Genomic DNA, 12,974 nt, shown 5'->3' on the forward strand with positions numbered 1-12,974 from the left:
CGGGCCGCGAATGGTCCGGCCGGTCACCGGGCGCTACCCGACAACATCTGGAACACGATGACAAAACCGTCTCCCTCACGCCGCCGGCGCATCCTGGCGGCACTGCTGCTGGTGGTGCTGGCGGCGTTGGCGCTGCTGCAGTTTTCGCCGCTGCCGGCGTCGCTGCAGCGGAGTGACTATGCGGTGTTGATGCTGGATCGAAACGGGCGGCCCCTGGCGGCCCGTATCGCCGCGGATCAACAATGGCGCTTCGCCCCGGTGGAGACGCTGCCGGACAAGTACCGTGAAGCCCTGCTGACCTTCGAGGATCGCCGTTTCCGCTGGCACCCGGGTGTCGATCCGTTGGCGCTGGCCCGGGCCACCGTGGCCAATATTCGCGCCGGAAGGGTGGTCAGCGGCGGCTCCACCCTGACCATGCAGTTGGCCCGGCTGTTGCGGGACGATCCGCCCCGCACCCTGTGGGAAAAAGCCCGCGAGGCGTTGCTGGCATTGCAACTGGAATGGCGCCTGGGCAAGTCGCGGATTCTGGTGGAGTACGCCAGCCGGGCGCCGTTCGGCGGCAACACGGTGGGATTGAGAGCGGCGGCATGGCGCTATTTCCAGCGCGCGCCGGACGACCTGAGCTGGGCGGAAGCGGCACTGCTGGCGGTGCTGCCCAACAGCCCCGCGCTGATCCACCCGGGGCGGCAGCGGCAGCAATTACTGGCGAAGCGGGACCGTCTGCTGGAAGCCCTGCGGCAACGGGGGCTGATCGATGCGGACGCGTTACGGCTGGCGAAGCTGGAACCGCTGCCGCGCACCGCGCGGTTGCCGTCGCTGGCACCGCATCTGCTCGACACCCTGGCGGCCGACACCACTTCCCCGCTGATTCACACCACGCTGGACGCCGGGCTGCAGCAACGGGTGAACGCCCTTACCGGACAGCATGGACGGCGTCTGGCCAACGACGGCGTGCATAATCTGTCGGTGGTGGTGATCGACCATCGCGATCTGGCGGTGCGCGCCTATGTGGGCAATGTCACCCACGGCGACCGCCGTGAATATGGGGCGGCGGTGGACATCGCCGGGCGTCCCCGTTCCACCGGCAGCGTGCTCAAGCCGCTGCTGTACGGTTTGATGCTGCAGGAAGGCCTGCTGCTGCCGGATACCCTGGTGCCCGATCTGCCCACCAACTACGGCGGTTACAGTCCGGAGAATTTCGACCGTGAATACCGGGGCGCGGTGCCGGCCCACGAGGCCCTGGCCCAGTCGCTGAATATCCCCGCCGTGCGTATGCTGCGCCAATACGGCGTGGCCCGCTTCCATGACCAGTTGCGCGCCATGGGAATGAGCACGCTGTTCAGGGATGCCGAGAACTACGGTTTGACCCTGGTGCTGGGCGGTGCCGAAGGCAAGTTGATGGAGCTGACGGCGCTGTACGCCAGACTGATGGCCAGCGCCCGTGACGGCCAGGCGGCGCCGGTTACTGTGCTGAGCGATGTGCAGCCGCTGCCGGAGCCGTTTCCGATCGGCGCGGGAGCTGCCTGGTTGACGCTGGAGGCGCTGCGTGACGTGGCCCGGCCCGGCACCGCCCGGCAATGGCGGCTGTATCGTTCCAGCCAGGCGATCGCCTGGAAGACCGGTACCAGCTACGGTTTGCGCGACGCCTGGGCGATAGGCAGCAACGGCCGCTATACGGTGGGCGTCTGGGCCGGTAACGGCAACGGCGAACCGGCTCCGGCGCTGGGTGGCGCCACCACCGCGGCGCCGCTGATGCTGGATCTGTTCAGCCTGCTGGGGCCGGCGGAGTGGCCTCAGGCGCCGTTGGGCGATCTGAAGGAACTGCGGGTGTGCCGTGACGATGGCTATCTGGCCGGCGGGCAGTGCTCGGCGCGTACCGTGCTGGCGCCGCTGGACAGCCACTTCCAAGCCGTCACGCCACATCATTTGCGTGTGCATGTGGACGATCAAGGGCGGCGGGTGCACAGCGGTTGCGAGAACGTGGCCGCCATGAGCGCCCGCGACTGGTTCGTGCTGCCGCCGGCGCAGGCTTATTTCTACCGCTTCCGCCACCCGGAATACCGGCCCCTGCCGGCCTGGCGGGAAGACTGCGCGGCGGGTGCCCGGGCGCTGAGTTCACGGGCGCCGATGGCGGTGATCTATCCCCACGCCGGCTCCGCGCTCTATCTGCCGGTGGAACTGGGCGGGCAGCGTGGCGGGGCGGTGTTCCGGGTGGTGCATGAACGTGATGACGCCGAACTGTTCTGGCACCTGGACGACCGCTATCTGGGGCGCACCGCTCATTTCCACGAATGGGCGATCCAGGCGGCGCCTGGCTGGCATACGCTCACGCTGGTGGACGATCAGGGCTTTCGTCTGCGGCGCCGTTTCCAGGTGCTGTCCCATTAGTGCGGGCCCTAGCCTGAGGCGCGGCGGCTCAGGGTTGTTCGATCTCGTGCAGGAAATTACGCAGAATCCGCCGGCTTTGCGCCAGTTTTTCCGCTTTCTGGTCGGCCTGGCGGATCTGTTCATGCAGGACGGTACGAAGCTCATCGCAGGGTTCGAACACCGGACCCTCACCGCGCACACACGGCAGGAACTGGCGGATCGTCGCCAGCGTCATGCCTCCGGAACCGAGCAGCTTGATCCGCTCCACGGTCCGTATTTCCGCGGCATCATAGTCCCGGTAGCCGCTGGCCGTACGTCGCGGTTTGAGCAGCCCTTCGGCTTCGTAGTAGCGCAGCATGCGGATGCTCACGCCAGTACGTTTCGACAGCTCGCCTATTTTCATCTCATCGTCTTGACTCTGACAGCGCTGTCACAGTTTAAGGTGCCGGCTCCTACATGTGAATCAGGAGCAGCGTGGCATGTCCATTGAAAACCGTCCCTATCAGGCCGCCATCAACGGCCGTCCGGTCACCGTCGCGGAGGTGACGCCCCTGGCGTTCGCGGGGTTCGCGCACTTCACCGCGATGCAGGTGCGAAGCCGCAAGGTCAAAGGGCTCGATCTGCATCTGACCCGCCTGCGTGAAGCCTCCATCGAATTTTTTGGCGTGGCGGTGTCCGATCAACGGATGCGTTCCTATATCAAAGCGGCCATCGACGCCGGGCCGGCGGATCAATCACTGACGGTCACGGTTTTCGTTGGTGGTGGTGAATTCAGCAGCCGCAGCATGGATACAGAGCCGGAGGTGCTGGTGCGCACCGATACTCCGGCGGAGGGCCCCCGGGGGCCGCTGAGGTTGAGCGTGGTGGAGCATGAACGTCCCCTGGCGGCGATCAAACATGTTGGCGAAGCCGGCAAGACCTACTGGCTGCATCAGGCCATCCGTCAGGGCTTTGACGACGCCGCTTTTCTCGACCGGCAGGGGCGATTGAGTGAAGCCACCATCTGGAATCTGGTGTTCTGGGATGGCGACGCGGTTGTCTGGCCCAGGGCGGCGATCCTGCACGGCACCATGATGGGCATGGTTCAGCGGCAACTGGATCGCCTTGGCATTGCCCAGCGTCATGAAGAGATCACTCTGGGGCGTCTTGGCGATCTGGCCGGGGCGGCGGTGATGAACTCATGGACACCGGGTATCGCGGTCACCGCCATTGGCGGGACCACGATTCCGGAGGCGGAGTCCTTCATGCGCTTGCTGCGCCGGTGCTACGAAGCCGAACCGGCCGTTTCCCTGGCAGAGCTGGAGCAACAAGTCTCGGGGACATGAATTCAGAGGTTGCTACAAGCTCCCACAGCGGCTTCGTCGTCTCCTCTCAAGGGCGATTGGTCAGCCCGGCGGTGTGCGATTCACCGCGGTCAGGCGCCGGCGAATCTTTTCCTCCGGCGCCAGATCGGTGAATTCCTCCGCTTCGAACGGGTCGCCGCCCACCGGTGTGCCCTCATTGCGGTGATACAGATCCAGCAGCATATTGCGGCGATCTTCGCGCAGTTCTCGCACCAGTACGATCACCATCAGAAACAGCACCAGGGCGAACGGCAGGGCGGCCAATAGTGCCGCCGATTGCAGGCCCTTCAGCCCTCCGGCCGATATCAGCGTGATGCAGATGGCGGAAATCAGCACGCCCCAGGTCAGGCGTTTTTTCAGTGGTGGATTGAGAGAGCCCTGATCCGTCATCTGCGCCACGATGTAGGTGGCCGAGTCCGCCGAGGTGACCAGGAAAATGAACAGCAGCACCATGGTCAGGCCGCTGAGGAGATAGCCATAAGGCAGCATCTCGTACATTTTGAACAAACCGCTGGCAACGTCGTTGTGAACCACGGCGGCGAGGCCGGCGTTCTGGGTCAGGTCCAGGTCCAGCGCCGTGCCGCCGAATACGGCGATCCAGGCGCAGGCCAGCAACGGCGGCACCAGCAGCACGCCGAACACGAACTCCTTGATGGTGCGCCCGCGCGATACCCGCGCCACGAAGGTGCCGACGAACGGTGACCAGGCGATGACCCAGGCCCAATAGAACACGGTGAAGCGGTCCATCCAGTCGCCGCGCTCGAACGGGGGAATGGTCAGCGCCATTTCGATGAAGTTGCCGAAGTAATCACCCAGGCCGTTCACGAACACGTCGAAGATCCGCACGGTGGGGCCGGTGATCAGCATATAGGCCATCAGCGTCAGGCACAGCACCATATTCAGATTGCTGAGGATGCGGATGCCGCGGTCCAGGCCGGTATAGGAGGACGCCATGTAACACAGGAACATGGCGCCGAGGATGCCGACCTTGCTCCAGACATCATTGGGCCAGCCAAACACCGACTCCAGGCCGCCGTTCATTTGCAGCACGCCGAGCCCGAGAGACGTGGCGACGCCGGTGACGGTGGCGATCACCGCCATCACGTCGAGGGTATCGGAGGCGATCTGACGGCGTGGCAGGTCGCGCAGGGCCGGTTCCACCATGGTCGACACCAGCCCGGGGCGGTCTTTTCGGAACTGGAAAAAGGCGATGATCAGGCCCACCAGGGTGAACGCGGCCCATTGATTGACGCCCCAGTGGAAGAAACTGTACTGGATCGCCAGGGCAGCGGCTTGCCGGGTGCCGGGTTCGGCCAGACCGTGGGGCGGCTCCTGTAAATGCAGCATCGGTTCGGCCATGCCGTAGAACACCAGCCCGACGCCGAAGCCGGCGGAAAGCAGCATGCTGAGCCAGGAAAACAGACTGTAGTCCGGCGTGCTGTCCTGGGGGCCGAGGCGGATCTTGCCGTACTTGCTGAACGCCAGCACCAGCAGGAACACCACGAACACGAAGACGCTGAGCAGGTAGAACCAGCCGAAGTAGCGGCTCAGGCTGGATAACAAGGTGGCGGCGGTACTGGCGAAGGCTTTGGGGAAGGCGGCGCCGAGGGCGACCAGGGAAACGATGATGGCGGCGGAGGTCAGATAGACCCGCTGAGTCGATAGCATAGCCTCGTCCTTGGGGCGGAACGAACAACGAAAACCAGTCCTCTAGGGTGGCAGATCCGGCGGCGGAATGCATCCCGCCGGACCTTTGGGCCGATCAATCCCGCTGGCGGTCGTCCGGCTCCTCCGGCTCTTCGTCCTCCACCCCGGCGTCGGTGGCGGCCGGTTTTTGCGCGGCCGCCGGCGCCGTCGAGGCGGGGGCTTCGGGATCCTCCGTTTTCGCCGGTGAGTCACCGTCGGCGGGCTTCACGCTTTGCGCCTGCTCGGCCTTGGCCTCCACCTCCTCCGGGGTTTGCTCCTCGCCAAGCCGGTAAGCGGCGAAGCCGGCGTGTACCACCTGGTTAATGGCCATGCCCAGGATACGGCCGTCGTAGGGGGCGATGATGGCGCTGCCGGTGTTGGTGATGGGATCGGTGACGGTGCCGAGAATTTGCCCCTTTTTCACCTTGTCATTCAGTTTGACTTCCGACAGCAGGATGCCGCCCTGACTGGCGCGGATCCATTGCGATTCATAGAACACCGGCTGCGGCGCGCCCCAGAACCGGCGCGCTTTGCGCATACCAAGATTTTCCAGCAGGGTTTCCAGAGCCTGGACGCCGTAGCTGACCGCCTCTTCTTCCAGGCGATTGGGACCGCCGGCCTCCATTGTCACCGCCATGATGCCGTCGTCCACCGCCGCCCGTCTCAGCGTGCCGCGGGCGCCGCGGCCATGCAGCACGGTCATGCCGCCAAAGTGCTTGGCGAAAGCCAGAACATCCGGATTTTTCAAATCGGCGCGTAACTGCGGCTGGTTGATGCGTTTGAGCGAGCCGGTGTGCAGGTCCACCAGATACTCGCAATGCCGGATGATCTGATCATAGAGGGAATGGGCCACGCGGTCGGCGGCGCTGCCGGTGCCACGGCCGGGGAAATGGCGATTGAGATCGCGGCGGTCGGAAAGATAGCGCGAGCCGTTGCGGAAGCCTTCCAGATTGACGATGGGCACGCCGATCAAAGTGCCGGACAGGGTTTCCGGCTCCAGGTCGTACATCAGACGGCGCACCATCTCGATACCATTCAACTCGTCACCGTGGACGGCGGCGGTCAGGCACAGGCGCGGGCCGGGTTTCTTGCCATGGGCCACCAGCACCGGCACCGGCGTGGCGATGGAAGCGAAGGATTGATCCGGTGTCCAGTGCAGCGTGGCGAAGCTACCCGGCACCACATTACGGCCCAGCAGCGATAGCGGCCGCACCGTGGGCGGCGGCTCCTCGGTGGAAGAGGGCGCCGGCGGCTCATGGCTGCCGGCGGTCACGGTGTCGACCACCTGCGTGTCGTCGACCACCTGTTTCGCGGGAGGATTGGCTGGAGCCGCGTGCGCCTCGGGTTCGGTGTCGTCGACGGGGCTCTCGTCGGCGTGCAGGGCCGGCCAGGGTGCCAGGACGGCCAACAGGGCGATGGTCAGGGACCAGCGTGCGGTCATTGTGATGTCTCAGCTGTTGAGCTGGTCGAGCGCCTCCCAACGGGCGTAGGCTTCGGCCAGCGTGTGTTCCAGTTCGGAGAGCCGTTTTTGCTCGGCGGCGATGGTTTCCGCGGCTTCCTTGTAAAAGGCCGGGTCCGACATCGTGCTTTGCAGCGCCTCCAGCGCTGCTTCCAGCTCTTCGATGCGAGCCGGCAAATCGCGCAACTCAAGCTGCTCCTTGTAGCTCAGCTTCTTGCGCGCCGGTTTCGCCGCTTCGCTGCGTTCGGGGCGAGCGGCGGATTTGGCGGGTTTGACGGTTTCCGGCGCGGACGGTTCCGGACGTTGCCGTAACCAGTCCTCATAACCGCCCACATACCAGTGCGGATCGCCACCCTCGAACACCAGTGTCGAGGTCACCACATTGTCGATGAAAGCACGGTCATGGCTGACCAGCAGCAGGGTGCCCTGGTAATTCACCAATTGCTCTTCCAGCAATTCCAGGGTCTCCACGTCCAGATCGTTGGTGGGCTCATCCAGTACCAGCAGATTGAACGGCCGCGTGAACAGCTTGGCCAGCAGCAGGCGGTTGCGTTCGCCGCCGGACAGGGACTTGACCGGCTGACGGGCGCGGGCCGGCTCGAACAGAAAATCCTGCAGGTAACCCATGACATGTTTCTTACGGCCATCCACTTCCACTACATCGGAGCCTTCCGCCAGGTTGTCGATCACGCTTTTTTCGCCGTCCAGGCTGTCGCGCAATTGATCGAAGTAGGCCACTTTCAATTGGGTACCCTGCTTCACGCTACCGCCATCGGGCGCCAAGCGGCCCAGAAGAATACGGATCAAGGTGGACTTTCCGCAGCCGTTGGGGCCGAGAATACCGACACGGTCGCCGCGCAGCAGGGTCAGCGAGAAGTCCCGCAGCAGCGTCTGTCCGCCCACCGCATAGCTGAGGTGTTCCGCTTCGATCACTGTTTTACCCGAGCGGTCGCCCTGCTGGATGGAAAGGGCCGCCGTGCCCTGGCGCTGGCGTCGCTGCGCAGCCTCTTTACGTAACGACTGCAAGGCCCGCACCCGGCCCTCGTTGCGGGTGCGCCGGGCCTTGATGCCCTGACGGATCCAGCGTTCTTCCTGGGACAACTTCTTGTCGAACTCGGCCTGGTTTCTTTCTTCCACTTCCAGGGCCGCCTGCTTGCCTTCCAGATAACGATCGTAATCCCCGGGCCAACTGGTCAGCCGGCCGCGGTCCAGCTCGATGATGCGGGTGGCCAGGGCGCGAATGAAAGCGCGGTCGTGGGAGATGAACACCAGGGTCGCCGGGTAGTCGCGCAGGAAGCTTTCCAGCCAGCGGATCGAGTCGATATCCAGGTGGTTGGTCGGTTCGTCCAGGAGCAGCAGATCCGGTTCCTGCACCAGCGCACGGGCCAGCAGAACGCGGCGCTTCATGCCGCCGGAGAGGCCGGCGAAACGCTGCTCGCCATCGAGTTGCAGCTTGGAGAGCACCGTCTCCACCCGCTGGAACAGCTGCCAGGCGCCGGCGCTTTCGATACGGTCGCTGAGCTGCTGGAAGCGGGCCATCACCGCGTCGTCGCCATCGTTGAGCCTGTGGCTGAGGCGGTCGTGCTCGGCCAGCAGGCCGCCCAACTCGCCGAGTCCCTGGGCCACCATCTCCTGGACACTGTGGTCCTGATCCTCGGGGACCTCCTGTTCCAGGCGCGCCACAACCAGGCCCTGGGTGCGCTCGATCTGGCCATCGTCCGCCTGCACCTGCCCATCCAGTACTTTCAGCAGGGTGGATTTGCCGGAACCGTTGCGGCCCACCAGGCACAGCCGTTCGCCGGGCTCGATGGTCAGGTCCAAATGGTCGAATAGTGGCTGGTCGCCGTAATCAAGCTGCAAGTCACGCAGAGTCAGCAATGGCATGGTGTCCGGTTACCGTGGTGTCGGGGAACGCGAGTCTAGCATTTTCCCGGTGCGTCATGGATGGGGGAGCAAGCCAGACCGAGATGGGACAGGACCCAGTCACGGCGTTCTCTTATCGTTCCCCGGGGCACCAGGAGCGGGCGGTAGCCCTGGTCAAGGTAAGTGTCCCATAACACCTGGAACGTGCGCTCGGCTTCCGCCAGTGTCTGCTTGCGTTCCTGGTCGTGCCGGTAGATGTCGGGCCAGGGTGGCAGCATCAGTACTTCCGGCGCATAACGGTAGCGCCGCGCGGCCCAGCGCAGGGTGGCGCTCTCCCGCAGCCGTTCCAGGCGGGCATAGCCGAGCACATCCACCACACCCCGGTCGAAGAATACCGGTCCGCCACGGCGGCTGTACCGCCGGTACTGCCGCCGGTCCCGGTCCAGCATGGCGGCGGCGAAGGCCTGGCGGTTTCGCCAGGGCAGGGCATCACCAGCAAGCGCCCGTTGTTGTCGAATCACCGCCCGCCCGGATTCGGTGACGGTGAGGTAACCAAGCCCGGCCAGGGCCTGGAGCAAACTGGTCTTGCCGGCGCCGGGGCCACCGGACAATACAATAGCCCCGCCATGGGGGAGGCGGTGAGTGAGCATGATGGAATTTCCTGGTTAGAGAAGAGAGGGGGGGCATCTGTGGGAGCTTGCCTGCAAGCGAATCTTCTCGCCGGAAGTCCATTCGCTTGCAAGTCAGCTTCCCACAGCGGCGTTGTAGCGGACGCCGAATTCATGCTTCCAAGGCCAGAAGAGCATCCGTGCTTGCTGCTAAAAGGGAAGCCTGCTGTGTACCTGATTTTCCCGCCGGTGGTCAGGCGTCCGTCTGTGGGTCGCTGTTTCCGGATTCGCGGCGCTCGCCGGGGATGGTCAGGTTGTCGCCGCCATTGATACTGCGAATGTGAATATCCATCTGGCTGAAGGCGATTTCCACTCCCTTTTCCCGGCACAACTGATCGATACGGCGATTGAGTTCGTCGGTGGTGCTCAGGCGGTCGCCGATTTCCTTCACGTAGACCCTCAGTTCATGATCCAGCGTGCTGGCGCCGAAGCCCATGAACAGGATCATCGGCTCCGGATCCTTCATCACTTTAGGATGATCGCGGGCCACGGTCTGGAGAATCTCTCGACAGGTGTTCAGGTCCGAGCCATAGGCGAAACCGACGGTGATGATCAATCGCGTTACCGTGTCACTCAGCGACCAGTTAATCAACTGTTCGGTAACGAAGGTCTGGTTGGGGATGATGATTTCCTTGCGGTCGAAATCAATCACCGTGGTGGCGCGCACCCGCACCCGGCTGACGGTGCCCGACAAGGTACCGATAGTGATCACGTCACCGATGCGAATCGGCCGTTCGAACAGAATGATGATACCGGAAACAAAGTTGGCGAAGATCTGTTGCAGACCAAAACCCAGCCCCACGCCGAGGGCGGCCACCAGCCATTGCAGTTTGTTCCAGGTCAGCCCCAGCGAACCGAGCACTACCATGACGCCCAGGGCGATGATCACATAGGATAGCAGCGTGGTGGTGGCGTAGCTGCTGCCCTGTTTCAGGTTCATCCGCGATAACAACAGCACCTCCAGCAGGCCGGGCAGGTTCAGTGCCAGCATTAATGTCACCACGGTGGCGGCGAGCGCGAACATGACGTCGCCGAGACTGATCGGAACCTGGGTGAGCGTGCTGCCGCTGCCCTCGGTGGTTTCCCACAGGAGAATGTTCTCGGTATAGGAAAAGGCACTGAGGATGTCCGCCCAGACCCAATAGAACAGGAAGCCAAAAACCACCACCAGCGCCATGCGGATCAGGCGCAGGGACTGCTGATTGACCCGCTCCAGATCCAATTGCGGTTCTTCCACCTCGATGCCTTCCACGCTGGTTTCCTTGGCGTCGCTGTCCCGTTGCGCCAGGGCTCTTTTGTAGGCCAGCCGCTGCGCCGCCACCGCCAGACCGCGCACCGCGGTGGCGTCGATCAGGGTCCACAACAGCAGCAGATAGAAGCTGTCGATGATGCGTCCGGACAAACGCACCGTGGTGTAGTAGTAACCCAGGCCGATGACCACGATCAGCGCGAAGGGGAGGCCGCCGCATACCAGCGCCGCTATGGTTTTGTAAGCGGTGGAAAAACGGGTGATGGGAAAGTGCAACGCCACCCGGGTGAGCATGATACCCATGACCGCCAGCCCGAACACCATGATAACCAGGCCAATACGGTCGTTGTTGAGCTGCGCCGGCCATTGTTCGCCGAAGGCGATGATGAGGGTCATCGGCACCATTGCCAGGCCCACCGCCAGCAAGCGTCGGCGCAGCTGGGTGTTGCCGTCGGCGGACCAGCGGAAATGCCGTTGCGCGATGCCGTCACGGGCCAGCAACCGGTAGCACATTTCGAACACCAGCCACAGTAGCGCCACTTTCAGCAGAGCCGCGCCCAACACCGTGGACAGCGTGCCGGGCTGAATCCACAGCCCCCAGGCGAGCAGGCTCAATACCAGTGGCCCGGGGGCGCACATCAGCGCCGTCATCAGGATCGCCAGTGGCGTATGCAACTGACTGTCCCGTCGGAGAAAACCAATGTCGCTGTTCAGTTTGCGGATGCGGGTACGCAGCCGTCGGCGCCACCACATCAGCGCCGCCGCGAATGTGGCCGGCAGCAGCAGCCAGGGCCACTTGTCCTTCAGTAATGCCAGGGCGTCCTTGCCCATCCGCAACCAGGGCATGGCGTTGATCTGATCCCGGACCTGAGCCGGGAACTCGCGCAACCAGGACAGATTGATCGGTTGGGTGCTGGGCATCCAGAAAGTCTGCTCGGAGATGGTGTCGTGCAGATTGCGGGAAACATCCCCCAACTGATCCTGTACCAGGTTGAGCCGTACCAGCAGATTCAGCTTGCGCCCCAGTTCAGTGTCCAGTTGATTAAGCAATTCCACGTGGATGTCATGCAGACTTCCCAGGGCATCCTGCAGAGCGGCGCGGTCTTCCGGTGAGATGTCCTGGTCATCGATCCGGACAATGCTGGCTTCCGTTTGCTGGCGCTGCTGGCTGATTTCAAACTGGCGCAGACGGGTGTCGCCGATGGCTTTGGGCAGGCCTTCCCGGGGCTTGAAATCCGGTAAATTCTTCTGCTGCTCGTACAGAATCCGTGACAACAGCAAACTGCCGTCGAGCATGCGAATCTGGTCGTTGACGGTGGTGGAAAGCGCCCGAACCCGATCCAACTGGGTTTTGGTGGCCACGTTTTCACGCAGCAGATCATTGACTTCCTCGCTGGTCTGAACCAACTGTTTGCGCAGGGCCTTGTTGCGCTCTTCCGCCGCCGCCAGCTCGGGGTGATCGGCCACTTCGGCGGGCAGGTCCACGGAGGCTGCTTGCAACTCGTCCTGCAGTTGTTGCTGACGCCGCTGGTTGATCAGCGGTTGCAGCACATCCAGCTGTTTCTGGATCAGTTCCGCGTCCGCTTCCAGTACCCGCTGCTGCAGACGTGAGCGCTGTTCGCTGGCGCTGGCCACGGCCAGCTCCTGGTTGCGCAGTTCAATACGGGAATCCAGCACCGCCAGTTTCACTTGCAGGTTCTGCACTTCCATCTCACTCAGCGTCTCTTCCACCGAGGGGCGGTTCAACTGCCGGCGAATATCGTCGGCTTCCGCGAGACTGTCGCTGATGGTGTTTTGGGCCCGCTCCGGCAGGGTTTGGGAGCTGGTCACATCGCTGGCGGTGGCCGCCAGTTTTTCCTGGTTGCGCTCCAACGCTTGCAGCTTCTGCCCCAACTCCTCCGCCAGAGCGGAAATCGACAAGCTCTGATAGCGTTCGGCCCAGTCGATGGTGCTTTCGCGACGAATCTTTTCCAACTCGTCCTGAAGCGCGGCTTTCTCCCGTGGTAGCGCGTTTTGCTGTTGCTCAAGCTTCTTGATCTGCTCGTGATTGGCGTCGATTTCCTTGCGCAGCTTCAGCGTCTCTTCCAACAGCGTGCGTTCCGGTGTTGGTTCGCCTTCCTTTTGGGTATCGGCGTTGTCGCCATCCCCGGTAAGTTGTTTCTCCAGATCGTCGATGCCGGGCAGAGAAAAGCCGCTGCCTTGTGCCGCGGCCACACCGCACAGCATCCAGAAGAGCAGTAAGGAAAGCAGTAACCGTGATCGACCGGGTCTCATAGGGAAGCGCGTAATCCATTGTCAGAGAATGAACGGGAGCTTAGACAATAGCGATAAAACGGAAA

Annotated in this window: 8 protein-coding genes; 2 read left to right on the top strand and 6 right to left on the bottom strand. The window is 63.3% G+C overall.

Going from position 1 to position 12,974, the window contains the following annotated elements:
* Positions 1-57: 57 nt before the first annotated feature.
* Positions 58-2,388 carry a penicillin-binding protein 1C gene (pbpC, locus tag RYH70_RS06735; protein WP_080530656.1) on the top strand — a complete coding sequence of 777 codons (2,331 nt, stop codon included), beginning with the start codon at positions 58-60 and terminating at the stop codon, positions 2,386-2,388.
* Positions 2,389-2,416: 28 nt separating this feature from the next.
* Here pbpC and RYH70_RS06740 read toward each other — a convergent pair whose 3' ends face one another.
* A complete protein-coding gene (locus RYH70_RS06740; protein ID WP_031228385.1) occupies positions 2,417-2,770 on the bottom strand; it encodes a MerR family transcriptional regulator in 354 nt (117 codons plus the stop codon).
* A 76-nt stretch (positions 2,771-2,846) separates the two neighbouring features.
* On the opposite strand from RYH70_RS06740, the gene RYH70_RS06745 reads away from it, so the two are divergent.
* Complete coding sequence (locus RYH70_RS06745) at positions 2,847-3,692, top strand: aminotransferase class IV family protein (RefSeq protein ID WP_022995522.1); 846 nt, start codon at positions 2,847-2,849, stop codon at positions 3,690-3,692.
* A 60-nt stretch (positions 3,693-3,752) separates the two neighbouring features.
* Here RYH70_RS06745 and RYH70_RS06750 read toward each other — a convergent pair whose 3' ends face one another.
* The 5 genes from RYH70_RS06750 to mscK all read right to left on the bottom strand — a co-directional run bounded on the left by RYH70_RS06750 (position 3,753) and on the right by mscK (position 12,909).
* Positions 3,753-5,378: a BCCT family transporter gene (locus RYH70_RS06750; RefSeq protein WP_022995523.1), complete on the bottom strand. Its 1,626-nt coding sequence runs from the start codon at positions 5,376-5,378 to the stop codon at positions 3,753-3,755.
* 94 nt (positions 5,379-5,472) lie between these two features.
* Complete coding sequence (locus RYH70_RS06755; RefSeq protein WP_284455294.1) at positions 5,473-6,837, bottom strand: succinylglutamate desuccinylase/aspartoacylase family protein; 1,365 nt, start codon at positions 6,835-6,837, stop codon at positions 5,473-5,475.
* Between the two features lie 9 nt (positions 6,838-6,846).
* A complete protein-coding gene (locus tag RYH70_RS06760; protein ID WP_026949010.1) occupies positions 6,847-8,739 on the bottom strand; it encodes an ATP-binding cassette domain-containing protein in 1,893 nt (630 codons plus the stop codon).
* Positions 8,740-8,774: 35 nt separating this feature from the next.
* A complete protein-coding gene (locus RYH70_RS06765) occupies positions 8,775-9,368 on the bottom strand; it encodes an AAA family ATPase (RefSeq protein WP_022995526.1) in 594 nt (197 codons plus the stop codon).
* A 211-nt stretch (positions 9,369-9,579) separates the two neighbouring features.
* Positions 9,580-12,909 (bottom strand): mechanosensitive channel MscK, encoded by a 3,330-nt coding sequence (mscK, locus tag RYH70_RS06770; protein WP_317009967.1) that lies wholly within the window; start codon positions 12,907-12,909, stop codon positions 9,580-9,582.
* Between the last annotated feature and the right edge of the window lie 65 nt (positions 12,910-12,974).

The sequence above is a fragment of the Alloalcanivorax xenomutans genome, from assembly GCF_032810065.1.
Classification (GTDB): Bacteria; Pseudomonadota; Gammaproteobacteria; order Pseudomonadales; family Alcanivoracaceae; genus Alloalcanivorax; species Alloalcanivorax xenomutans.